This is a genomic window from Candidatus Cryosericum odellii, from assembly GCF_003570935.1.
Lineage (GTDB): Bacteria > Caldisericota > Caldisericia > Cryosericales > Cryosericaceae > Cryosericum > Cryosericum odellii.
Genome location: NZ_QXIU01000208.1, coordinates 1 through 22,699, shown reverse-complemented (window position 1 = coordinate 22,699; position 22,699 = coordinate 1). Strand labels below are relative to the sequence as shown.

The 22,699-nt window shown below is 56.6% G+C and carries 20 protein-coding genes and 2 pseudogenes; 13 read left to right on the top strand and 9 right to left on the bottom strand.

Features of this window, described 5'->3' with window-relative positions; genetic code table 11:
- Positions 1 to 49 precede the first annotated feature (49 nt).
- Positions 50 to 445, bottom strand: a pseudogene (locus tag SMC5_RS11765) (DUF1893 domain-containing protein); the annotation flags it as partial.
- Positions 446 to 898: 453 nt separating this feature from the next.
- Between SMC5_RS11765 and SMC5_RS08415 the strand changes: the two are divergent.
- The gene (locus SMC5_RS08415; RefSeq protein ID WP_119120354.1) at positions 899 to 1,651 is read left to right on the top strand and encodes a PP2C family protein-serine/threonine phosphatase; all 753 of its coding nucleotides are present in this window, start codon (positions 899 to 901) and stop codon (positions 1,649 to 1,651) included.
- A 5-nt stretch (positions 1,652 to 1,656) separates the two neighbouring features.
- Here SMC5_RS08415 and SMC5_RS11760 read toward each other — a convergent pair whose 3' ends face one another.
- A complete protein-coding gene (locus SMC5_RS11760; RefSeq protein ID WP_407079767.1) occupies positions 1,657 to 1,743 on the bottom strand; it encodes a hypothetical protein in 87 nt (28 codons plus the stop codon).
- Here SMC5_RS11760 and SMC5_RS08410 point away from each other — a divergent pair.
- The 6 genes from SMC5_RS08410 (at position 1,742) to SMC5_RS08380 (ending at position 11,224) form a co-directional block, all read left to right on the top strand.
- Positions 1,742 to 4,297, top strand: a complete 2,556-nt coding sequence (locus tag SMC5_RS08410; protein ID WP_119120353.1) for a serine/threonine-protein kinase — start codon at positions 1,742 to 1,744, stop codon at positions 4,295 to 4,297. The two genes, SMC5_RS11760 and SMC5_RS08410, sit on opposite strands and share 2 nt — an antisense overlap.
- Positions 4,298 to 4,558: 261 nt before the next feature.
- Entirely contained in the window at positions 4,559 to 6,517 is a 1,959-nt protein-coding gene (locus SMC5_RS08405) for a tetratricopeptide repeat protein (RefSeq protein ID WP_119120352.1), read from the top strand.
- A 35-nt stretch (positions 6,518 to 6,552) separates the two neighbouring features.
- Complete coding sequence (locus SMC5_RS08400; protein WP_119120351.1) at positions 6,553 to 8,907, top strand: ATP-dependent Clp protease ATP-binding subunit; 2,355 nt, start codon at positions 6,553 to 6,555, stop codon at positions 8,905 to 8,907.
- A gap of 482 nt (positions 8,908 to 9,389) precedes the next feature.
- The gene (locus tag SMC5_RS08390; RefSeq protein WP_119120349.1) at positions 9,390 to 9,737 is read left to right on the top strand and encodes a hypothetical protein; all 348 of its coding nucleotides are present in this window, start codon (positions 9,390 to 9,392) and stop codon (positions 9,735 to 9,737) included.
- Between the two features lie 249 nt (positions 9,738 to 9,986).
- Entirely contained in the window at positions 9,987 to 10,370 is a 384-nt protein-coding gene (locus SMC5_RS08385) for a hypothetical protein (protein ID WP_119120348.1), read from the top strand.
- 353 nt (positions 10,371 to 10,723) lie between these two features.
- Positions 10,724 to 11,224, top strand: coding sequence for a YfbU family protein (locus tag SMC5_RS08380; protein ID WP_119120347.1), 501 nt, complete (start codon positions 10,724 to 10,726; stop codon positions 11,222 to 11,224).
- Positions 11,225 to 11,679: 455 nt separating this feature from the next.
- Here the strand turns inward: SMC5_RS08380 and SMC5_RS08375 are convergent, their stop codons facing one another.
- The 6 genes and pseudogenes from SMC5_RS08375 to SMC5_RS08360 all read right to left on the bottom strand — a co-directional run bounded on the left by SMC5_RS08375 (position 11,680) and on the right by SMC5_RS08360 (position 15,147).
- Positions 11,680 to 12,003, bottom strand: a complete 324-nt coding sequence (locus SMC5_RS08375) for a zinc ribbon domain-containing protein (protein ID WP_165846349.1) — start codon at positions 12,001 to 12,003, stop codon at positions 11,680 to 11,682.
- Between the two features lie 109 nt (positions 12,004 to 12,112).
- Positions 12,113 to 12,871 carry a HEPN domain-containing protein gene (locus tag SMC5_RS11755; RefSeq protein ID WP_407079766.1) on the bottom strand — a complete coding sequence of 253 codons (759 nt, stop codon included), beginning with the start codon at positions 12,869 to 12,871 and terminating at the stop codon, positions 12,113 to 12,115.
- A 42-nt stretch (positions 12,872 to 12,913) separates the two neighbouring features.
- Positions 12,914 to 13,672, bottom strand: a pseudogene (locus SMC5_RS11750) (ApeA N-terminal domain 1-containing protein); the annotation flags it as partial.
- Positions 13,673 to 13,775: 103 nt separating this feature from the next.
- On the bottom strand, positions 13,776 to 14,318 hold the full coding sequence (locus SMC5_RS08365) for a hypothetical protein (protein ID WP_126854977.1): 543 nt from the start codon (positions 14,316 to 14,318) through the stop codon (positions 13,776 to 13,778).
- A 292-nt stretch (positions 14,319 to 14,610) separates the two neighbouring features.
- Complete coding sequence (locus SMC5_RS10800) at positions 14,611 to 14,772, bottom strand: hypothetical protein (protein WP_165846348.1); 162 nt, start codon at positions 14,770 to 14,772, stop codon at positions 14,611 to 14,613.
- A 69-nt stretch (positions 14,773 to 14,841) separates the two neighbouring features.
- Complete coding sequence (locus SMC5_RS08360; RefSeq protein ID WP_119120343.1) at positions 14,842 to 15,147, bottom strand: hypothetical protein; 306 nt, start codon at positions 15,145 to 15,147, stop codon at positions 14,842 to 14,844.
- A gap of 451 nt (positions 15,148 to 15,598) precedes the next feature.
- On the opposite strand from SMC5_RS08360, the gene SMC5_RS08355 reads away from it, so the two are divergent.
- Together SMC5_RS08355 and SMC5_RS08350 are read left to right on the top strand one after the other, a co-directional pair.
- Positions 15,599 to 16,519 (top strand): putative manganese transporter, encoded by a 921-nt coding sequence (locus tag SMC5_RS08355; protein ID WP_119120342.1) that lies wholly within the window; start codon positions 15,599 to 15,601, stop codon positions 16,517 to 16,519.
- A 4-nt stretch (positions 16,520 to 16,523) separates the two neighbouring features.
- Complete coding sequence (locus SMC5_RS08350; protein WP_119120341.1) at positions 16,524 to 16,988, top strand: Fur family transcriptional regulator; 465 nt, start codon at positions 16,524 to 16,526, stop codon at positions 16,986 to 16,988.
- Positions 16,989 to 16,992: 4 nt separating this feature from the next.
- Here the strand turns inward: SMC5_RS08350 and SMC5_RS08345 are convergent, their stop codons facing one another.
- Positions 16,993 to 18,126 carry an aldo/keto reductase gene (locus SMC5_RS08345; protein ID WP_119120340.1) on the bottom strand — a complete coding sequence of 378 codons (1,134 nt, stop codon included), beginning with the start codon at positions 18,124 to 18,126 and terminating at the stop codon, positions 16,993 to 16,995.
- A gap of 182 nt (positions 18,127 to 18,308) precedes the next feature.
- On the opposite strand from SMC5_RS08345, the gene SMC5_RS08340 reads away from it, so the two are divergent.
- The 4 genes from SMC5_RS08340 (at position 18,309) to dcd (ending at position 22,676) form a co-directional block, all read left to right on the top strand.
- Complete coding sequence (locus SMC5_RS08340) at positions 18,309 to 19,514, top strand: D-alanine--D-alanine ligase family protein (RefSeq protein ID WP_119120339.1); 1,206 nt, start codon at positions 18,309 to 18,311, stop codon at positions 19,512 to 19,514.
- Positions 19,515 to 19,523: 9 nt separating this feature from the next.
- Positions 19,524 to 20,309, top strand: a complete 786-nt coding sequence (locus tag SMC5_RS08335; protein ID WP_119120338.1) for an alpha/beta fold hydrolase — start codon at positions 19,524 to 19,526, stop codon at positions 20,307 to 20,309.
- Complete coding sequence (locus SMC5_RS08330) at positions 20,306 to 21,919, top strand: Mur ligase family protein (protein WP_119120337.1); 1,614 nt, start codon at positions 20,306 to 20,308, stop codon at positions 21,917 to 21,919. The genes SMC5_RS08335 and SMC5_RS08330 overlap by 4 nt, the downstream gene beginning before the upstream one ends.
- Before the next feature lie 205 nt (positions 21,920 to 22,124).
- Positions 22,125 to 22,676: a dCTP deaminase gene (dcd, locus tag SMC5_RS08325; protein ID WP_119088112.1), complete on the top strand. Its 552-nt coding sequence runs from the start codon at positions 22,125 to 22,127 to the stop codon at positions 22,674 to 22,676.
- The last annotated feature ends 23 nt before the right edge of the window (positions 22,677 to 22,699 follow it).

Sequence of the window (22,699 nt, the reverse complement as noted above, 5' to 3'; positions counted from 1 at the left end):
CATGATTGCGCCCAGCATCTGATAGTGACTGACTCGCTTGCTTGAGTTTCTCCAGTGCGGCCAGCGGATCAACGATCCCTGATACCGCTGCCTCCATCGGACACGGTCCTGTGCCGGTCCTGTTGAGCACATCGACGATGAGTGCGTCGCACGCGAATGGAATATCGGCTGCGCGCAGGACGTCTTGTGCGCCGGTGCTCATCGTCAGGGCGAAGACCGATCGGGGACGCACCAGCGTGAACAGGAGCGCTGCTGCCCGTCCCACCAGCTTGTCTCCCCAATCCAGAGAACCGTGGCTGACCGCGTGTTCTTCTTCCACCGCTGTGAGGAGCGCACCGATGCCTCTGCCGGTCAGTTGGTAGAGGAGTGCTCCATCTGCGACTGCGCAGAGGGTCGCGTCGCCCGACCGTATTGTTGTCCGTACAAGTTCTTCGTTTTCCGTCATGAGTCCCCCGTTTCACCGCCTCGCAAGCGGCACCGTTCATTGTACCCGAAATCACTCGGTCGTACAGCCTAATCCGTCACTCCCGCGAGCCCTTTTGTCCCTCGCATCCTTTTGTCCAAGATGCGAGGTGTTCTTCAAGGCGAGGGGTGCTTCTCCGCGCAGGCGGGAGTCCATGCATGTGCCTCAAGCCGGGATTCCTGTACAGGCCACCACTCCGTCACTCCCCCCCGAGCATTTCTTTCTAATGCGAGGGGTGCTTTCGGCGGAGGCGGGAGTCCATCTTGTTGCATTTAGGACTACAATGTTTTACATAGAAACACCAGCAAGGTTCAGGGAGGGGTCATGACGTTCAGTGCATTGGTGGAAAGGTGTCTGGATGACCTTGGAGCAGGATCATCATATGAAGACACGGGAGGCAACACCCTGAGTGAGCATTGCGCACAGGGGACATGAATGAGATTTGAGACAGCCTCACGCACGGACATCGGCAGGTCGGCAAAGGGCAGGAACGAGGACGCTGTCGGCCTGCACGTCCCGACCGATGCGGACGTGCTCGAACGGTATGGCATCCTGCTCGCTGTGGCGGACGGGGTGGGTGGAGCTCCGCGCGGTGACGAAGCCAGCAGGATCGCCGTGCAAACCCTTCTGAAGACGTACTATGAGGCGCCGGCGGACATCCCGATAGCGCAGCGGCTGAAGGATGCCTTCGCCAAGGCCAACGCTGCGGTCGTGGCAACAGACGAGGTGCTCTCCTACCGGCACATGTGCACGACGCTGGTGGCTGCCGTGGTGTTCCCGGACCGGGCCGTGTTCGCCAACATTGGTGACAGCCGTGGCTACATCGTCCCCTCGCCGGCTGGGGCAGCCCGCCAGATCACCGTGGACCATTCCGAAGTCCAGGAGATGGTGCAGCAGGGGCTGATAACACAAGAACAAGCCGAGGTGGCCTCCAACAGGAACATCATCACGCGGGTCGTCGGCACGGATCCCAACGTTGAGGTGGACCTGTTTGACGTCCCGCTGGTTCCAGGGGACACAGTGTTGCTGTGCAGCGACGGCCTAGTGACGGCGGTGACCGACGCCGAGATCGCAGAAGGCCTCCAACACAGTCTGCTGAAGGCTGTGGTCGACCGGCTCGTCAAACTGGCGAAGGGTCCCAAGGGCCACGACAACGTCACCGTATGCGTGGCACGCCTGCTTCCGTAAGTCCGTCAGAAATGTCGGACAGATATGACTATCAAGTATTCCCTTGGTAACCCGTACCATGGCAAAGTGTAGTAGAAGGAGAGACCAAACATGAGCGATTCTTCTGGCAATTTCGACCCAGTCTCGAAGCAGAACCTGCAACCCTTAGCACCCTACAAGAAGGGAGACTTCATCGGCCAGAAGTATGAGGTCTACGGAATCCTCGGACAGGGCGGCTTTGGAGTCGTGTATTTGGTTCATTGGCGCGAAGCTGGTGAGGTCTATGCGCTGAAGACCTTCAAGGATGAATATCTCGCAAACCAGGAAGTCAGAAAGCGCTTCCACAAGGAGGCGAGCGTCTGGGTGGAACTGGGAAGCCACCCCTACCTAGTAAACGCCTATTCGGTTGATGAGATATCGGGCAGGCTTTACATTGCAATGGAATACATCGCTCCCAATGAGGAGGGGCTGAACTCGCTGGAAGGTTACCTGAATGGGCGGCGTCTGCCTGACTTGGCGCAGAGCCTGCGTTGGGGAGTCCAGATCTGCTATGGCATGGAGTACGCCTACTCCAAAGGCGTGCGCGCCCACCGTGATCTCAAGCCGGCCAATGTCATGATTACTCAAGATAAGACCGCCAAGATCACCGACTTTGGTCTCGTGGGCGTGATCAGCGAGGTACCGTCAATGCGCGATGCCAATCTGGGTGCTCAGCCTGAGAGATCTGGCTCATCTGGACAGACGATGCTCGGAACAGGCTTTGGCACCCCTGCCTACATGGCCCCAGAGCAGTTTGACAACGCTGCGCTGTGTAATGAGCGCAGCGACATCTACAGCTTTGGGATCATGCTGTACCAGATGGCGGCGGGCGGGCAGCTACCGTTCCCTGTCTCTACGGGCGCGGACTGGCAGGCGATGCGGCAGCTCCACCGCGAATCCCCCGTTCCGCGGCTGGATTCGCCCCTTTTCCCCATCATCCAGCGCTGTCTGGAGAAGTCGCCGGAGAAGAGATACCAGACCTTCAAAGAGATGCGGAGCGATTTGGAGCCACTGCTACAGCATCAGATTGGGGAAGTAATCACTCCTCCGCAGTTGAAGGAACTGGATACCTTGGAATGGGTCGAGAAAGGCGTTAGTCTCGAGAACTTGGGCCGACCCGAAGAGGCCATCTGCTGTTATGACAAGGCCCTGGAGCTTGACCCACGCTATGCATTTGCTTGGTTCGAAAAAGGTAACATTCTCCAGAATTTGGATCGTCACGAAGAAGCCATCCACTGCTATGACAATGCCCTGAAGTTTGCCCCGTCCGATGCAATTCCCTGGACAAGCAAAGGTTTCATTCTTGACAGTCTGGGCCGATACGAAGAAGCCATCCACTGCTATGACAGAGTCCTCGATCTTGACCCACGCGATGTAGGTATCTGGAACGACAAAGGCAGCATCCTGGATCGCTTGGGCCGTTACGAAGAGGCCATCTCCTGTTATGACAAAGCCCTGGAGCTTGACCCTAGCAACATCTACGCCTGGACCAGCAAAGGTAGAAGTCTCCACAGCTTAGAGCGTTTCGAGGATGAAATCCGCTGTTATGACAAAGCCCTAGAACTTGACCCGCGTGATGCAGATACTTGGACCAGCAAAGGTAGCAGTCTCAACAACGACCTGGGCCGTTACGAAGAGGCCATTCACTGCTATGATCAGACATTGGCGCTTGACCCAAGCAGCGTCTATGCCTGGACCTGCAAGGGCTTCAGTCTCCGCAGTCTGGACCGCCACGAAGATGCCATCAGCTGTTATGACAAAGCTCTGACACTTGATCCGGGCGATGCAGATGTTTGGAACAACAAAGGCCTCAGTCTCCGCAGCTTGGGCCGTTACGAAGAGGGCCTCCGCTGTTATGACAAAGCCCTGGAGCTTGACCCGCGCCATGCAGGTACCTGGGCCAATAAGGGCGCCAGTCTCGGCAACCTGGGCCGTTACGAAGAGGCCATCGACTGTTATGACAAAGCCCTGGAGCTTGACCCACACTATGGCAATGCCTGGACCAACAAGGGCAACAGTCTCATCAAGCTGGACCGCCACGAAGATGCCATCAGCTGTTACGACAAAGCTCTGGCACTCGACCCGCGCGATGCAGCTACCTGGTTCAACAAGGGCAATGGTCTCGGTGGCCTGGGCCGTTACGAAGAGGCCATCGACTGTTATGATAAAGCCCTGGAGATTGACCCACGCGATACAGCTGCCTGGTACAACGAAGGCAACAGCTTCAACAGCCTGGGCCGTTACGAAGAGGCTGTCCTCTGCTTTGACAAAATCCTGGAGCTTGATCAGCGCAATGCAGCTGTCTGGACCAACAAAGGTACCAGTCTCAACAACCTCGGCCGTTACGATGAGGCCATCCGCTGTTCTGACAAAGCCCTGGAGATTGACCCACGAAATGCAGATGCCTGGTACAACAAAGGCGCGAGCCTCCACAGCCTTGGCCGCAACGAAGAGGCTCTCTACTTCTTTGACAAAGCCCTGGAGCTTGACCCACGCAATGTCTATGCCTGGCTCAACAAGGGCAACAGTCTCAACAACCTCGGCCGTTTCGATGAGGCCACCCGCTGTCTCGATACAGGCTGGGCCGTTTCGATGAGGCCACCCGCTGTCTCGTCGATCAAGCCCTGAGGGCTTATCCCTTTATGCACCTGCGTGATTCTACAAAGCCTTAGCAGGGGATAAACTCGGCCAGTGGAGGGAGGAAGCACACTCCTGCACGACAGTACGCGAAGCAAATCGAACACGCCCCCAAGCGCCTGTGCGAATTGGGGGGCAAGTAACTTGTACAAGAATACTGTATCATTGGTATCAGATGATACATGCATAAGTAAGGGTAATCCCCCTAGTGATTTGTATCATAGCAAAGTTTGGAAAGAGGAGAGACCAAACATGAGTGACTTGACCGACAATTCCGACCCAGCCTCGAAGCAGAACCTGCAACCGGGAGCACCCTACAAAAAGGGGGATTTCATCGGCCAGAAGTATGAGGTCTACGGAATCCTCGGACAGGGCGGCTTCGGCATCGTGTACCTGGTCTACTCGCACGAAACGAGCAAAGTCTATGCCCTGAAGACCTTCAAGGATGAATATCTTGCAGACCAGGAAGTCAGAGAGCGCTTCCAGAAGGAAGCGGGTGTCTGGGTAGAATTGGGGCGCCACCCCTACCTGGTACACGCCTATTTCGTTGAGGAGATATCAGGCAGGCTTTATATCGGCATGGAATACATCGCTCCCAATGAGGGGGGTTTGAACTTGCTGGATGGCTACCTGCAGCGGCAGCTGCCTGACCTGGCACAGAGCATGTGCTGGGGGATCCAGATCTGCCATGGCATGGAATACGCCTACTCGAAAGGCGTGCGGGCCCACCGTGACCTCAAGCCTGCCAATATCATGATTACCCAGGATAAGACTGCCAAGATCACCGACTTCGGTCTTGCTGGTGTTCTCACCGAATCCCCGGCCATGCGCGACTTAGGCTTGGGTGCTGCTGGCCTATCCGGACAGACGATGCTCGGAACAGGGTTTGGCACACCTACCCACATGGCCCCGGAGCAGTTCGACAATGCTGCACTCTGCGACGAGCGCAGTGACATCTACAGCTTTGGGATCATGCTGTACCAGATGGCGGCAGGTGGGCAAGTACCGTTCCTCGCCCCCCTTGGTGCGGACTTCTGGCAGGCGATGCGGCAACTCCACCGCGAATCCCCCGTTCCGCGGCTGGATTCGCCCTTGTTCCCCATCATTCAGCGCTGCCTGGAGAAGTCACCGGAGAAGAGATACCAGACCTTCAAAGAGGTACGGACCAACTTGGAACCGCTGTTGTTGCATCAGACCGGGGAAGTGGTCATTCCTCCGCAGTTGAAAGAACTTGAGACTTGGGAATGGACCAACAAAGGTGTCAGCCTCAACAGTCTTGGCCATTTCGAAGAAGCCCTCCACTGTTACGACAAAGCCCTGGCACTTGACCCGCACTATGGCAATGCCTGGACCAACAAAGGCAACAGCCTTCATTTCCTTGGGCACGACGAAGACGCCCTCCACTGCTATGACAAAGCCTTGGAGTTTGACCCGCACAACGTCAATGCCTGGAACAACAAAGGCTTGAGCCTCGGTAGTCTGGGCCGTTACGAAGAGGCTATCCGCTGTTGTGACAAAGCCCTGGCACTTGACCCGCACGATGGCAATGCCTGGACCAACAAAGGCAACAGCCTTCATTTCCTTGGGCACGACGAAGGCGCCCTCCACTGCTATGACAAAGCCTTGGAGTTTGACCCGCGCTATGTCAATGCTTGGAACAACAAAGGCTTGAGCCTCGGTAGTCTGGGTCGTTACGAAGAGGCCATCAGCTGTTATGAAGAAGCCCTGAAACTTGACCCGCGCTATGCAAGCGCCTGGACCAACAAAGGCAACAGCCTTCATTTCCTTGGGCACGACGAAGACGCCCTCCACTGCTATGACAAGGCTCTGGAGCTTGACCCGCGCAATGTCAATGCTTGGAACAACAAAGGCTTGAGCCTCGGTAGTCTGGGTCGTTACGAAGAGGCCATCAGCTGTTATGAAGAAGCCCTGAAACTTGACCCGCGCAATGCAATTACCTGGAGCAACAAAGGTGCCAGTCTCGATAGTCTGGGTCGCCACGAAGAGGCCATCGTCTGTTATGACGAAGCGCTGAGACTTGACCCGCGCGATGCAGTTACCTGGAGCAACAAAGCGCTGGCAGAGGATAGACTCAGTCGGTGGCGGGAGGCAGTGCACTCCTTTCAGCAATTCATGACGCTTGCCCCGGCAGAGGATACGGAACACATCGAATATGCCCGCAAGCATCTGCGGGAATTGGAAGGAAAGTAACCGTTCAGAGTGATCCTTAGTCCAAGGAGAGAACCATGAAGAAGTTATCGTTCGCAGCCTCTGCCGCCTGGCAGGTATCCGCCCAGGAAGCGGCTGCTGGAGAGTATGCCTTCATCGAATCCGACCACCTCCTGCTGGGCATCTTGAGCTTGGAGAAGATGGGAGCGGTGAAGGACCTGGACCCGGTCTCTCAAGAAGCACTCTTGGCGGAAACGGCGGCAGTGGAAGAAGTGTTAGGAGCTTTCGAGCTCGATTCCACATCCCTGCGGCACTCCGTACGCCAGAGGCTGGGGAAGGGGAATGGCCGGTCACCTGAGAAGACCGTTCACCGCAGCCCGGCATGCAGACAAATCTTTCAGCGCGCCGGCGAACTGGCGAGTGCGGGAGATGAGATCACCTGTCTCCACCTCCTAGCAGCGACCCTCGAGCAACCCTCGGCCGTCGTCTCCTCTGTGCTGGAAGAAGCCGGGGTCACGAAGGGCGCCCTGCTAGACCGCGCTATGGCGATGATCCATATCCCTGCGCCGGAAGATGGTGAACCAATGAGGGTTCACCCCGGTGCACCTCAAGAGGTCGAGGGTGGCACTCACTTCCTTGACCGATATGGACGCGATCTGACCCAGGAAGCCCAGGAGGGCAAGTTGGGTCCCTTCATTGGCCGCAGGCAGGAACTGCTGCAGATCATCCAGACTCTGGCCCGCCGCTCCAAGAACAACCCGGTCCTCGTAGGTGAGGCTGGGGTCGGCAAGACAGCCGTTGTCGAAGCCCTGGCCATACGCACCGCTGAAGGCAAGGACGCAGAAGTCCTGGGGGGAAAGCGCATCATCGAACTCAACATGGGAGCGCTGGTCGGCGGGACCAAGTACCGAGGAGAATTCGAAGAACGCCTCACGCGCCTGCTCGACGAAGTGCGCACCCATCCCGAGGTGATCTTGTTCATCGATGAGCTCCACAACGTGGTGGGCGCCGGCCAGGCGGAGGGAAGCATGGACGCCGCCAACCTGATGAAACCGGCACTGGCACGCGGCGACCTGCGCTGCATCGGCGCCACGACGATTGCGGAATACCGCCTTCACATCGAAGCGGACCCGGCCCTGGAACGGCGGTTCGAGAAGATCATCATCGATGAACCTTCCCCGGAGGAGACCTTGCAGATTCTCAAAGGCCTGCGAGGCAAATGGGAGGAACATCATCACGTGCACATCACCGACCAGGCACTGCAAACAGCAGTGGACCTCTCCATCCGCTTCGACGGCGACCACCGGCTCCCCGACAAAGCCATCGACCTGGTGGACAAGGCCGGGGCGCGCACCCACATCCCGCTCCTCAGCATGGCCCCTCGGGGTGCGAATGCTGTGAACGGGGACATCGATGCGCTGACCATTGCCCAGGTGCTGTCCGAGAAGATTGGCGTACCTCTCGAAGTCATTACTGGCCATCTGGAAGGAATGAGCCGCTCGCGCCTGCTGGATATGGAGGCGTTCCTCAAGCAGCGGGTCATCGGTCAGGATCAGGCAGTTGAGCGCGTCTGCCGGCGGCTCATGATGGCACATGCCCAGCTAACTCCACGGCACGGCCCGCTCGGCGTGTTCCTGTTCCTGGGACCCACCGGCGTGGGCAAGACGGAGCTAGCAAAATCAATAGCTAGATTCCTCTTCGGCAGCGCCAACGAGATGATCCGGCTGGATATGTCCGAATACATGGAAGAGCACAGCACGGCCAAGCTGATCGGGTCGCCCCCTGGCTACGTCGGTCACGACGAGGAGGGCCAGCTCACTGGCCAACTGCGTAGCCATCCCTACTCGGTGGTCCTGATGGATGAGATCGAGAAGGCTCACCCGCGTGTGTTCGATCTCTTCCTTCAACTCTTCGACGAGGGCCGGCTGACCGACGCAAAGGGGCGCACGGCGGACGCCCGCAACGCCATCTTCATCATGACGTCGAATATCGCGAGTATCCCTGCCGACAATCGTATTGGGTTTGGTCAGGCAGATGCGACCGAACCGTCCGATGCCATGCTCCAGGAAGTGCGCCACCGCTTTCGCCCTGAGTTCCTCAACCGTATCGACGAACAGATCGTCTTCCGGGCGCTCAGTATGGACGACGCCCGGGTGATCCTCGCCCCCATGATCCGTGCGATCCAGGAGGTCTTCCTGGCCAAACACGGGAAGCCCCTGGTTCTGACCGACGAAGCCATGCAGTTAATCCTTGAAAGGGGCTACAGCAAGGACTACGGCGTGCGGCTCTTGCAGCGGACGGTACAGGAATTGGTTGAGTTCCCCTTGAGCAGTCTTGTTTTATCCGGTGTGCCAAAGGACTGGCCTGCCGTCGTCGTGGCGATCGAACAAGGTCAGGTCCGCCTTCAACCCCCGTCAGTGCCGACGACGTAAGACGAACCCATGGAAGGAGCGCTGTACCATTTCAGGTAAGAGAGGATCATTCGGCAGGCTGTTTGACAAAGAGGCGCATCGGCTCATTTGAAATGGAGTCGAACTGACCCCGTTCATTACGAGAAGACCGCGGCGAACGCGCTGGTTCCTCGAATGACAAAGGAGCAATAGCAGCGTCTGAAGCCAGATGCCACAACGGTCGTTTCAATGAGAGTTTGCTGCGACACGATTCAGTACAGAGGTTCCAGGTTTCTGTTCTGACATGCGTCGATGGGCTCGGGAGAGGACAACTGGAGCCTCTAGTCTGCAATCCGCACCGCTGCCCGGGCACGCCTGATGTGAAGTTCTCAACGGTCATCGATGCATACAACTGGTTGGAAGACGGCTACGTCCATGTTGTCGACGACTTCAGACTGACGAACACGATTGGAATCAGTATCTAGTCAGGCTCCGACTACTGGCTCCGTCCAGCCCTGAGCTATATGATCTGCGAACGGGTCGGTCATGTAGAGGGCGACTGCGAAGATGGCACATTCCTGCTAGCTAACGTATTGCGGAACAGCGGATATGATGCCTGGGTATGCGTCGACATTGTCTCGATGACAAGTGGAATGTATGGGCATGCGTGGGTGGAGGCACTCGCAGGTGGACACTGGCAGGTGCTGAGACAACGCACAGTCACCGAGTTGCAGGCAGCGCCTCCTGGGTATCACATATCCTACCGATTCACTGACAAGAAGCTCGTCTACGAGGACATTGGTGCAATGGTTGGCGATACTGTGGCTTCGCGTATGGATCCCGACCCTGTAGATGAGTTGCGCGCGCTGTGAGCGGAGAATGCAGGCTGATCCTATATAGGCCTAAAGCGCTTGGGACAGCCTCTCTAATACTTGTGTCTCAGACTTCTCCACAGATTTGCTATGAATAGCGTGTGTTGGTCCATCTTGACAATGTATGCCACAAACGCAGTCTATTGCTGCCTTTTTTGGAATCTAGCAACTTGACCGTTTCCTGATAGGCGATGAACGCTATCGACTTATACTGTTGTCATGTGCGAAAACAGTGTTGCGGACACGCGAATGACTTATGTCGGAGACCTGCCCGTTGTCGCTATATGCAAAGTGATCATCCTAGTTCTGATCGATCGAAGGGTATTCATCACTGACCAAGCCAAAGATCATGTGAAGACCGACCATCCCGAAGTATATTCCGAGTACCTCGCCATGCTTCCTGAACTCGTCACGCATCCAGCATACATTGGCTTGTACGACAAAAAGGAGTTTGCACTTCAGCTCGCAACTCCGCTCTCCCTTCGAGGAGAGAGCATTCTTGTCGGCGTCGATCTTCACACAGTCGTGATTCCGCAGATGAAGAACACAGTGTCAAGCTTTTATAGGCTAGATGGGCCATCGTTCAGAAACCGTACTAGAAGTGACATCTTGAGACCTGTGCCTTACCCATGAAGGGGGCACACTTGACAGGTTATAATTATCTCCGCATAATACGAATGTAGGGTTCTAAGGTGAGAAAGCAGACTCACGCGCCCTCAAGTGGAGCGGCAGTACGGCCCGAAAGGCTACACTCCATGAAGCGGTCCGGAACGAGATGGAGGTATGTGCGCCCTCCAAGAACCCTAGAACAAGGAGATGGAGAAGAGATCTTGTGAACATACAGGCAAGGTCTCTTTTCCAGTTCCAGAGCCCCTGGGATTTGAACCCAGGGGCTCATTTCATGTTCCAACTCATACAGCTTCCCATTGACATCTACTCCCGTCCGCCGAGACTAGGATTATCTCTTGTCTTGAAGGGGGTAGCAGATGACATTGACAGAAACGGATCGAGTGTTTCTCATCAACCAGTGCAATATCCTGCAATTCGTTGATCTCAAAGAGAAGGACCACTGGGAGAGGGCAGTAGAGGTTTTTGAGTCTGGCTATGAGCAGTACTACAGTGAATACTTGCCACACCTTGGAAAACCGATGTCAGCAGATGTCCATCTCCTGGTCGAGCAGATTCTTGATGTCTACGAGTCGATCGAGATCTACAAGATGAAGCACAAGGATGATACTGAGATAACGAAAAAGTGGAACGCTGCATTTCCGGGATTCCAAGATAACACGGAGACTGAGTACTGGTCTCTAGTCACGTTCCTGCAGAAGACTGGGCGCTGGAACGACGTGATAGGAGACCACGCAGACGTGAACGCGCCTAGTGAGATGGTCGAACGATACTCAAAGATGATCCCACTGTGGAAGAGCTACGGCGGCGATAAACAACCGCTGACGAGAGAACAGGTTCTAGCACTGCTGGACATCTAGAGATAGCAGGCACAGTCAAACAGAAAGCCCCTCTCATCGAGGGGCCTTCTTGATATCTGGACTACTTTTTGTGCTTCTTCTGCAGCTGCTCAAGCATCTTCTCGATATCGCGCACGTACATCACCGGTCGAAGTCCACCATAGGAGGACATCGTAGTCCAGAAAGACGCGGAAGCCATCGATCTGGCACATGACGAGCTTGTCAAGACGTTCCCTGCCCTGTCTCTTGTACGACATCTCGACTATTGGACGCCACCCGACTGGCGTCCGGAGGCGAGAAGAAGTTGGACGTCAGATTGCTGTGCCAAGCATGGATGGCCCGGGTACGCTGTGATTGACGCACGCGAGATCCTAATGATCCCTGAGCGGCCGACCTTGCAGCAACTCGCTTCCGGAAAAACGAGACAGCCTTCAGCTGGCGAGGTGGTCCAGCACTGACCCTTACACGTGGTGATCCTAAATTCGGTGCCACCAGAGTCGGAATAGGATGACCACGTGCCATATCGCTCCGTAGACTGCAGCAGCGACTCCGGCAATCGCGAGCACCTGGAATACGACACCATACCACTCGGGATAGACTAGATCGGCGATGGAGCTGGCTATGAGTGCGAGCACTGCTCCCGAAGGCAACAGAATGGTTGCGATGACCCGCTGCTTTCGCAGACACCTCGAGAACTCATCAACTGGCAGCGTTTCCCTTGTTAGAGAATACCCACAGTGGGGACATACCCTTGCAGAGTCACTGATTTCCTGGCCACACTCTGTGCATTTGACAAGCATCTTGACTCCTCCTGAGCGGCTCTCAAGGATCGAATGTGGAGTAGGCGCCGAGCGCCGAGGCATAGCCTGCTCTACGAATCGGAGCGGTTCACGCGAGACGGCTATGCCTTCATGGGGGCAAAGTCTCCGTAGTGGTGCCTTTCGCTGAACGGGTCGCGGTTGTCCGAACAATTTCTGCCAGATCAGAATCCCCGTGCTCTACAGGCTTGAATGCATAGCGGATAAAGGACCATGCGGATGCATCCGATTGTTCCCCTACGGCTACGTCTGCATCGGTCCATCCAAGATACTTAAACAGAGAGACAATCAGGAGAGCCTCACATTCTCTCGTATTGACGTCAAGTCGGTGGACGTCTTCTTCGAGATTGGCTGGCTGTGGCAGCGAATGTGCAAACTTGTTCCGGAGGTACACCGTCTCGTTCACGAAGTCAGTGCGGTTGGCCTTATCGGGTGCAAAGAAAGCGGAGCTGTTATGACAAACAAAGAGAGCAGCGCTGTCGTCACAAAGACTTATCAATCGCATGGGCAAATTGGGCTCATTGCTGTTCTTCAAGTAGCCGAGTGCCCATCTCTGTGTCTTCTTGGAGGCTGACGTGTTGATGACAGAGTCGATCTTTTTCTTCCACTCTTCAGCGGACCACCGTGGTTCAGGATAGGCAATTCTGTGCAGCCCTTCGAGAGCGGAGACGTACGCTAGAAACCGTTCAGGCTGGGGCACGCCTAAGTGCTGAGATGAGTCTAACAGGGGTTTGGCATTGGGTTCCAGGCGCTCGTAATTGTCATGCCACTTGCCTAACATGCGAATAATTAGGTCCGCCTGGGCCTCGACACTGAGTAGACGTTCAACTCTATCGTCAGTTGCATGCATAGTACATCCACGGAGCGGCCACAGAACCTCGACAGCAAGAGGGACGGGAGCGCTAGATCCGTATTTCACGGTGTAGCTGTTGGAGTACGCGGTGATCATGGGTGCGTCTATGCTTGATTGAAGAGCGATTGAAGCGAATGTGCAGACCATCTCCAACAGACGCATGCAATCTTGAAGTGGGTGGTCTGACGCACTCGTCATGCTCAGGTAGATGTCGGGGTCCTGACCCGTTGGCTGTGGTCTTCCCCGAGACTGAGGGTAAGGAGAGTGACGCACATTCGGCTGACACACCAGTTTCAAAGAGATATCGCCCCATAGACCCAGATCTACTGGGGCCGGCGTGTGCCGTATCTCTGTGATCGTATCTTCTGCCCTCTGCGTGTCCGGTCCGGGCATATGCCACCAATCAACAAGTCTGGGCGAACGCAAGAGTATCGTCGAGAACTCCAGCTTGTCGATGGATTCGGTTTGGCATTCACCGGAGGTGTGCCCGGCGATCGCACGCGTAGACTTTAATTTGATTGCACAGGAGGGCGTTGGATTGCCGGGTGCTGCGGACCAAAAGACTATCTGACAATCGAAGATGGAGTACTCTGTGCCACGATCATCTGTTCCAAGAACAGTTGGGCGGTACCCGTCGGGATCGAGCAGTGTTCCTGAAAATTGCTTGTAGGATAGTGAGAGTTCAAGAGTGATGGATCCGGGCTCGTCAGAAGAGAGCAGTCCAGGCAGCTCGTTGGATTCTTCCGACCCAAGGATCCGCCAGATTCCAAGGTGATTTCCGGTAAATGCCTCAGACATTGTGTCCTCCCTCAAAGTCCAGTGGCACGAGAATCAGAAAAGGAGCTGCTTCAGCTTTTCCAAATAGGCGTTTGCTGCTTCTGTCACCAGCTGATAGTCCTTCTTATGGAGTTCTACTGCCTTTACCGGGATTGGTCAAGGCGACTGTTTCGGCAGCCGTGTCGGAATCTTTCTTCGTATGCCTGTGGCTACCCGGAAAATCAGAGCTGCTTAGGTCCGTATACAGCTTAGAAACGGCGTCTTGTTGTTGCTTGATGTGCCAAAGGGAGCCTCCGTCCCTGCCCAAAATGACAGTTGCCGGCTGAGAGGAGCTCTCTTGGGTGTCCGGACCGATTTGCTTTGCCTCGAACTCCTTGAGATCCGCCATGATGATCTCGTGATATTTCTGAAGCGCCGCAACCTGTACAACTATACCTTGGCGCTTGGCGTATGTCCATGCCTCACGATGTAGGATGTCAATCCACCGTCTTCTTCTGAGGTCGGAGAACGAGAGAGATGCAATCGCCAGCGACACCGCATCTGGGTTGGGAACAAACACTTTCAAGCCTTGTTCGTCACGGCCTTGTACGGTCGGCTGCTGGTCGGATAGCACGCCGTCTCGCCAGAGAAGGTTACCAGGAAACTCGACGTCATCGAGATACTCCATATATGAATCCAGAGCGTCAAGGATTCTGTTAGTTGCAAGGTCCTTCTTCTGTAATTGGACGAGGTCCCGGTTGTTCTTCTGGTTTATCAGAATAAGCACTATCCATCCCAGTACTGTCACTGTCGGTGGCAGCCAAACCTCATACCAGGCACGTGGTACTCCTGCTGCGATCGCCTTCGCAGCGGAAAGAACTCCCTGCAGAGTATGGATTAGTTGTGTTGTTTCAGCCGGACTCATTAGTGCCCTCCTCGAGTGCGCAGTTGCAGAATAGTCGAAGACAGTACTGACAGTGTCACTCCACGGTATTCAAGTAGATCCCTATGGCCTCCGTGACCACCTCGTAGTCCTTCCTGTACAGTTCCACCGCTTTTGCCCGAACTGCCCAGGTGAGTTCTTCGGTCTGCCGAATGGGCAGGCGGTCCTGGAGAACACAGTGCTTGAGCTGGGAGTTCACGTGGTAGCCGTAGATCTCGTCAGGTTCTTGCCATGGAATGATATGACGCTACGTAGCAGCACGGCCATTCTAGAACTTCTCTGCAAACTCTTGTGCTGCCTTGTCCAAGTCCTGGTCGCCGACTTCTTCGCTGCGGGTGGCCCAGGCGGGGAGGGGGAAATTGATGAGGACGGGGGTGGGGATGTCGGGCAGGTACACGATCATCGTGCCGGGCTTGATGATGGTGCTGCGCAGGCGGAAGGACTCGGGCAGGTAGTCGTACTCGGGGCTCTGGCTCTCGCGTGGGGCGTACTTGTTGAGCTCGAGAGTATAAAACTCCAGCGACGATGCGGGCTTGGCGCCCAAGATGAACCCTATTGGTGACGCCTCTCCCATGCCGACTCCTTTTGCTGTGTCAATCAACGCAGAAAAGTATAGCGCAAAAGGGCGAAGAGTGTCAGCGAGGAGCGAGTTGCGTCAATCGCAGCAGACAAGGAATGGATTCCCGCCTTCGCGGGAATGACGGATTCAAGATGGTTCCCCGCCTTCGCGGGAACGACGCAGAGGATGGGTTCCCGCCTTCGCGGAGAGCTGAACGAACATACTCGGGGGGAACGACGGACAAAATGGATTCCCGCCTTCGCGGGAATGACAGATTCAAGATGGGCTCTTGCTTCCGCGGCCACGACGGATGGAGATGCAGTGTTCCTGACAGCCGTGCTACCCTCCCATCGCATGAAGGTCGATGATGCCGAAATCACCGTTTGCGGGTTGATGTTGTCCTCGCACGAGTATAATTAAGGTTGTCTTGCTGCAAGTCATTTGCATGTAGAGAGGAGGTTGGCCTGTGGTGAAAGTTATTCTGGATGCTCTCAGGGATACGCTCAACATGGTGCCAATCCTGTTTGGGGTCTACCTGGTCCTGGAATACGTTGAGGCGAGGTGGCAGCAGCGAATCGTCGATGCTGTCGAGAAAGCGGGGCACGTCGGGCCTCTTGTCGCAGCAGTAGGGGGCGCTATTCCCCAGTGCGGTTTCTCGGTCATGGCAAGCGCGTTATATACACAGCGACTCCTCACGATGGGGACGATCATCGCCGTGTACCTTGCCACATCTGACGAAGCCCTGCCCATCCTTCTTTCAAAGCCGGACAAGGCGTACATCGTGTTTCCACTCGTCGGCGTCAAGGTCCTGCTTGCCGTCGCAGGAGGATATCTCGTGGACGCATTCATGCGGTCCGAGAATCGCAGGCGCATGCAGGAATGCCAGGACCGCCGGAAGGCAGAGCGGGATGCGGTGAGGATCGGTGAGGAGAGCTGTTCCTGCGACGGCACTCGTGCATCATGCACGAGCAAGGAGACCGGCAGCATTGACTGGAAGGAGATCCTGTGGTCTGCGACGAAGCGGACAGGTCAGATCATCCTGTTTGTTCTGGTGACATCACTTGTCATTGGACTGCTCATCAATCGGGTCGGGCAGGAGAACCTGTCGCGCGTATTCCTGACTCACACGGTCTTCCAGCCTGTCCTGGTAGCCCTTCTCGGGCTCATTCCGAATTGTGCCGCCAGTGTGGCGGTCACGCAGCTGTACATCGCGGGCACAATCAGCTTTGGATCGACGGTGGCAGGCCTCGGGGCTGCGGGCGGACTGGGACTCGTTGTTCTCTTTCGCGAGAACCACGACACGAAGAATACGCTGAAGGTCGTTGCCTGGCTGCTCGGTATCAGCATTACTGCCGGCATCCTCATACAGTCTCTGTCGGGGAAGTGACCTCATGAATTCGGAGCACAGGCACCAGACGGTTGGAGACCAGGTCCCCGGGCAGCTGAAGGGGTTCAGGATGACGAGGGATCGTCGGATCATCCTTCAGGTCCTTCGTGAGTCCGGCATTCCGCTGACAGCTGAAGACGTTCTCGAGCGCGTGAATGCAGCCGTGCCGGGCATAGCGCTGTCCACGGTCTACCGGACCCTGGATGAACTCGTCAGTCGTGGCAGCATGCAACGGACGCTCCTCAGCAATGACGGCCACGCGTTCTTTGAGCTGGTGGGACACGCTCATCGGCACTACATGGTCTGCCTGGGGTGCCATCAGATGTTCCCGATCCGGAAGTGTCCTGTTGAGGATTCCATCGACAGTGCTGCCGAGGACCTCGGTTTTGAGGTCACCGACCACAGCCTCGTGTTGTACGGATACTGCCGTCATTGCCGTTCTGGACGACAATCTCCAGGATCCGAGTAGAGAATCAGGTGAGTTGCTCAGCGACGCCCGCCAACTCGTCGCGAATGGCAATGTGCTGCGGGCACTTGTCCTCGCATGCTCCGCAACGGATGCAGCTCTCAGCCGATGAGCCTTCGCTTTTCATCTGGGCATATCTCTTGCGCTGCGTATCCCAGCTTCCGAACATCGATCCCTCATTGACGAGCTGAAACATGCCCGGGATGTTGACACCCTGCGGACAGGGCATGCAGTAGCTGCAAGCTGTACAGGGGACACGGATGAGGGCATTGTAGGCATCCCTGACGCGTGCGATCAGGTCCAGCTCGCTGGGAGCCAGCATGCCGGTTGCTGACACGCCGGCAGCGTCCAGATTCTGCTGAACCTGTGCCAGCGTGCTCATGCCACTGAGCAGCAGCGACACCTCGGGGTGGTTCCACACCCAGTCCAGGGCCCAGTCGGCCGCCGACCGTTTTGTGGAGGCTGTGTCCCACATTGCTGAGATCTCTGTGTTTGGCGCTGCCAGTTTTCCACCGCGCAGAGGCTCCATGACGACGATCCCCAATCCTCTGGATGCTGCATAATGCAGTCCGTCGGTACCGGCCTGCGTCTCTTCGTCGAGGAAGTTGTACTGGATCTGACAAAATGTCCACTCCTGATAGGCGTCGATGATCTCCCGGAAAACTGTGTTGGTGTCATGGAAGGAGAAGCCCAGATGACCGATGCGACCCTCCCGGATGCGTTCGTGCGCCCACTCAAGGACCCCAGCATCGCGTAGTTTATGCCAACGTCCGGCGTCGAGGGCGTGCAGCAGGTAGAAGTCGACATGGTCGGTCTGCATGCGCTGCAGCTGTTCTTCGAAATAGTGGGTCATGTCTGCCTGTGACTCGATGAGCCAGGAGGGCATCTTGGTCGCAAGGTGCACCTTGGCACGGTAGCCTTCCTGGAGGGCTTTGCCGACGAGCGTTTCACTCTTGCCGCCGTGATACGGATATGCCGTATCGACGTAATTGATTCCTCCGTCGATGCCGGCACGAAGCATCGTGATGGCCTGCTGCTCGTCGATGGCGGAAGGGTCTTCGCCAATAGTGGGCAGTCTCATCGTGCCAAATCCGAGTGCAGACGGTTTCCAGTCGAGCTTCCCGAACGTCCTGTAGTTCATGTGGCACACCCTTTCGCAGAAAGTGGTTCGTATTCCAATATATAACGTCGGACATCTCTGTCAAATTCGTCCGGTCCGTTGCAATACCGTTCAAAGGGAATAAACTGAATGTGCATGAAATCAGCAATTCACAGGCTTTTCAGGCAATATTCTCCCTGTGGAGCCGGTGCAAGGAGCTATGCATGAAGAAGAGAGTCGCCGTTGTCTTCGGTTCGCGCTCAGTGGAGCACGAGGTCTCCATCATTACCGCCGTTCAGGCGATGAATTCTCTGGACGAAGAGCTCTTCGAGGTCATCCCGCTCTACGTGTCCAAAGAGGGCGCGTGGTTCACGGGGGAAGCCCTGAAGACAATGGACGCCTTCCGTGACCTGACCAGCCTTCCGGGCAAAGCACAACGCGTGCAGCTGCAGCCCTTTGCCGGAAAATCGACCTTTGTCGTGCAGGTCCCGCATAGAGGCTTCATGAGTCATGCTACGGACGTGGAGCCGCTGGCTGTCGACGTCGCACTGTTCTGCAACCACGGCACCAACGGCGAAGATGGGACGATGCAGGGCATGTTCGAGTTACTGGGGATCCCCTACACGAGCGCAGGCGTGACCGGTTCTGCGCTGGGCATGGACAAGGTATTCCAGAAGCAGCTGTTTGCGGCAGTCGGAATCCCGGTTGTCCCTTACGTCAGTTTCAGCAGGCGCGCTTGGCGTTCTTCACCGGATGACTGCCTTCGTGATGCCGAGCAGCACCTTCAGTTTCCCATGTTCGTGAAACCAGCGAACCTTGGTTCCAGCGTCGGCATCACACGCGCGACGGATCACGATACGTTGCGATACGCACTGGAGGTCGCCAGTCACTTTGACCGGAAGCTGCTGGTGGAGCAGGCTGTTGTCGATCATCGCGAGGTTAACTGTGCCGTTCTGGGCAACGACGATCCAATGCCATCGGCATGCGAGGAGGTCTTCAGCTCACACACCTTCCTCGACTACGACGCCAAGTACAAAGTGGGGTACAAGACCACGGCTGGGTCAGATAGTGGCCCCCAGAAGGCAGAGGCACGCAAGGTACCGGCGGATCTCGGTGATGATCTTACCCATCGGGTGCAGGAACTGGCGTGCCGCGCATTCACGACTCTCGATTGCCGGGGCGTTGCTCGGGTCGATTTTCTGATCGATGGATCTGGAGCTGTCTATGTCAATGAGATCAATACGATTCCAGGTGCCCTGTCGTTCTACCTGTGGGAGGCTGTGGGCATGCAATACCGGGACCTGCTCACGAAGCTGATCAACCTGGCCTGCGAAGCATTCGAAGACCGCAGGTCGAACATCGTCAGTTACGATGTATCAGACATACTGAGGATGGGTTCAAAGGGCAAGTCCGGAACCAGGAAGGTCTGACATAGTCTGATGGCGATCACGCTCGTCGACGGCATCACGCTTGCATATGTGGACGAAGGGTCTGGAGATCCCGTCGTGCTCCTGCACGGCTGGGGAGGTCAGGCAGCCAGCATGACGCCCCTCATCGTGGCATTGCGGGACACGTATCGGGTTCTTGCGTTCGACCTTCCAGGTTTCGGTGGCAGCAGTCCTCCTCCGGTTCCGTGGGGTACGCCCGAATATGCTGCCTTCGTCGAGAGAGCGGTGGCGTCTCTGGGGATCCCGCGGGCGACGTACATCGGGCACTCGTTTGGCGGCCGCATAGGCATATGGCTGGCGGCGCATGCACCTGAAGCTGTCCAGGCTCTGGTCCTTGTCGATGCCGCCGGCATCAGACCGTCAGCGACGTTCAGGGGGCGCCTGCGACAACTCGCCTACAAGACCGCAAGGACGGCCCTGCGTCTTCCGATCCTCGGAGCGCACGGGCCAGTGCTGCGGGAACGCCTTGCCATGCGGTTTGGCAGTGCCGACTATCGGGCAACGACTGGTGTAATGAGGGCCTCCATGGTGAAAACCGTCAATCTCGACCTTGCCGCATGTCTTGGAGACGTCAACGCACCCACGCTGCTTCTGTGGGGCGAGAAGGACACAGCAACCCCAATTGCGGATGGACGAAAGATGGAACAGCTGATCAAGGGGTCCCGACTCATTGTTGTTGCAGGCGCCGGCCACTTCAGTTATCTTGACAGTCCGGCATTTGTGAATGCGGTAGTCGGCGCATTTCTCCATGGGACGCGACAGGGAGCGACAGGATGAGAGGTTTGGCTGAAGTCCTCGCACTACTGGCCGCCGGTACCGCCCTTGCTCTTGCCCTGGTAAGGATCGTCCACCTCCTTCACATGCTGCAGCTCGAGGAATACGATACTCGGCGGTTCGTGCATTGGGTAGTCCTGCATAGTGGCCAGCTGGCCGCCAATCCCATACTTGATCTCCTTGGCCTCCTTGGGATCGTCGTGCTGTTCTTGCCACTTCAGTTGGTATCGTCGGAGGGCGTCATCGCCAGCAGCCTTTCGATCGTCGTCGGTCTGACGGGGCTGCTGTGGGAGCGCCGTCTCGGGGCACGGAGTCCAGTAAAGAAGGCCCTGGTGATGACTCCGCGAGCGCGACGCCTGCTGGGCTGTGCCGCGATCCTCAGCGTGGGGACTTGTCTGGCACTGCTTGTTCGACAGGCAAGGCTGGCTCTTGCGATAGCCTGGCTTCTTCCACTGCTGGCTCCTGTCGTTCTGGTTGTCAGCCGCACGATCATGGAGCCTATTGAGGCGTCGATACGGGACTGGTACGTCAGAGACGCCCGCAGAACACTTGCCGGGTATGCTCCGATTGTCGTCGGTATCACCGGGAGCTATGGCAAGACGAGCACAAAATTCTTCACGGCGCACCTGCTCGAGGCACGGTACCGTGTTCTGATGACGCCCGAGAGTTACAACACGGCCATGGGTATCTGCCGGGTCATTCGCGGACAGCTCGGCCCTGAGCACGAAGTGTTCGTGGTGGAACTGGCCGAGAATGAGAAGGGTGGATTTGAGCATCTTCTGCGTCTGGTCCCCTGCAGTATCTCGATCGTAACGTCGGTCGGTTTGCAACACCTCGAAGAGTTCGGTTCCGAGGCTGCCATCCGGCGTGCCATGCAGGGATTTGTCAGCATGCCTGGGAGCGGGTCCACGGTCGTGCTGAACGGCGATGACCCTGTCCTCGCAGAAATCGGGAGCTTGCAGGGGAAGAAGATCCTGAGGGCGAGCGCAGGCGGATCGTTGTTATCTGACCTGCATGCCGAGAACATCGTGATGAGTGCTGACGGCCTGTCTTTTGATGTCGTGATGAATCAAGGTCAGCGGATCGCATGCCGTACGAACCTGCTTGGCCGGCACAACGTTGAGAATATCCTGCTGGCGGTCGCAGTGGCGCGTGAGCTGGGGCTGTCCTGGAGTACTATCCAGGACGGTGTCGCCACGCTGCAAGCACCACCTCATCGGCTGCAGATGATGACCGGTGCCGGCGGCGTCCGCATCATCGATGATGCCTACAACTCGAATCCTGCCGGGTTTGCCATGGCGATGGAGGTGCTGGCCGCTTTTCCTTCGCGACGGGTGCTCGTCACTCCCGGGTTGGTGTCACTGGGAAAAGCGGAGGACACCGAAAACATCGAGGCGGGCAGGCGGGCGGCTGGAGCGGCGGACATGGTAATCCTTGTCGGTCCGAAAAAGACTCGACCGGTCCGCGAGGGATTGCTGTCGGCTGGTTTCCCAGAAACGAACATCCTCACGGCTCGTTCCCTCGAGGAGGTCACGGGACTCATGCGAAGCCTGCTGATACCCGGTGACACGGTGTTGTTTGAGAACGACCTCCCTGACACCTACAATGAATGATGTGATGGCGGGGCGGATGGCGGTAGAATCCGGCTGGTTGGTCGGCGGGCATGCCCGAGCCGCGAGTTGCTTGCAGAAGGAGTGGCTTGCGAGATCCGGATACTGCACTTGTCGTGTGGGTTGCCGACGACAGTGCTTGACTGTGTTGTGCTTCTGAACACAATGATAGCGTTTGCAGGCGAAAATCGGGATTTGGAGGCGAGAGATGGGAATCAAATCTGACACCTGGATCGCGGCCCATGCATTGGCTGGCATGATCGAACCGTTTGCATCAGACTGTCCCAAGGGCGTCGTCTCATATGGCGTGTCATCCTATGGATATGACATGCGTGTGGCGGACGAATTCAAGGTCTTCACCAATGTCTTCAATGCCATTGTCGATCCAAAGGCGTTTACTGGGCGAAGTTTTGTGGACATGAACGGTGACTCCTGCATCATCCCGCCGAATTCCTTCGCTCTAGCGCGCAGTCTCGAGTATTTCCGGATTCCCCGGGATGTCTTGTGTCTTGTCATTGGCAAGAGTACATATGCTCGAGCAGGTATTATTGTTAACGTGACACCGCTTGAGCCCGAATGGGAAGGCTTCGTGACCATCGAGATCAGTAACACGACGCCGCTCCCCGTAAAAGTCTATGCCAACGAGGGGATCGCTCAGGTCCTCTTCATGGGAGCAGATGACATGTGCAGCGTCTCCTATCAGGACAAGAAGGGGAAATACCAGAATCAGACAGGTATCTGGCTGCCGAGGGTAGAGTAGCATGAGGGAAATCGCGCGGAAGC

Excerpts from the sequence above, each read along its gene's own strand:
- SMC5_RS08340 (WP_119120339.1), top strand. The coding sequence starts at position 18,309 with ATGAAGAAGAGAGTCGCCGTTGTCTTCGGTTCGCGCTCAGTGGAGCAC.
- SMC5_RS08385 (WP_119120348.1), top strand. The coding sequence starts at position 9,987 with ATGACTTATGTCGGAGACCTGCCCGTTGTCGCTATATGCAAAGTGATC.
- SMC5_RS08390 (WP_119120349.1), top strand. The coding sequence starts at position 9,390 with ATGATCTGCGAACGGGTCGGTCATGTAGAGGGCGACTGCGAAGATGGC.
- SMC5_RS08380 (WP_119120347.1), top strand. The coding sequence starts at position 10,724 with ATGACATTGACAGAAACGGATCGAGTGTTTCTCATCAACCAGTGCAAT.
- SMC5_RS08405 (WP_119120352.1), top strand. The coding sequence starts at position 4,559 with ATGAGTGACTTGACCGACAATTCCGACCCAGCCTCGAAGCAGAACCTG.
- SMC5_RS08335 (WP_119120338.1), top strand. The coding sequence starts at position 19,524 with ATGGCGATCACGCTCGTCGACGGCATCACGCTTGCATATGTGGACGAA.
- SMC5_RS08410 (WP_119120353.1), top strand. The coding sequence starts at position 1,742 with ATGAGCGATTCTTCTGGCAATTTCGACCCAGTCTCGAAGCAGAACCTG.
- SMC5_RS08400 (WP_119120351.1), top strand. The coding sequence starts at position 6,553 with ATGAAGAAGTTATCGTTCGCAGCCTCTGCCGCCTGGCAGGTATCCGCC.
- SMC5_RS08415 (WP_119120354.1), top strand. The coding sequence starts at position 899 with ATGAGATTTGAGACAGCCTCACGCACGGACATCGGCAGGTCGGCAAAG.
- SMC5_RS08365 (WP_126854977.1), bottom strand. The coding sequence starts at position 14,318 with ATGGAGTATCTCGATGACGTCGAGTTTCCTGGTAACCTTCTCTGGCGA.
- SMC5_RS11755 (WP_407079766.1), bottom strand. The coding sequence starts at position 12,871 with ATGCATGCAACTGACGATAGAGTTGAACGTCTACTCAGTGTCGAGGCC.
- SMC5_RS08350 (WP_119120341.1), top strand. The coding sequence starts at position 16,524 with ATGAATTCGGAGCACAGGCACCAGACGGTTGGAGACCAGGTCCCCGGG.
- SMC5_RS08375 (WP_165846349.1), bottom strand. The coding sequence starts at position 12,003 with ATGCTTGTCAAATGCACAGAGTGTGGCCAGGAAATCAGTGACTCTGCA.
- dcd (WP_119088112.1), top strand. The coding sequence starts at position 22,125 with ATGGGAATCAAATCTGACACCTGGATCGCGGCCCATGCATTGGCTGGC.
- SMC5_RS08360 (WP_119120343.1), bottom strand. The coding sequence starts at position 15,147 with ATGGGAGAGGCGTCACCAATAGGGTTCATCTTGGGCGCCAAGCCCGCA.
- SMC5_RS08330 (WP_119120337.1), top strand. The coding sequence starts at position 20,306 with ATGAGAGGTTTGGCTGAAGTCCTCGCACTACTGGCCGCCGGTACCGCC.
- SMC5_RS11760 (WP_407079767.1), bottom strand. The coding sequence starts at position 1,743 with ATGTTTGGTCTCTCCTTCTACTACACTTTGCCATGGTACGGGTTACCA.
- SMC5_RS08345 (WP_119120340.1), bottom strand. The coding sequence starts at position 18,126 with ATGAACTACAGGACGTTCGGGAAGCTCGACTGGAAACCGTCTGCACTC.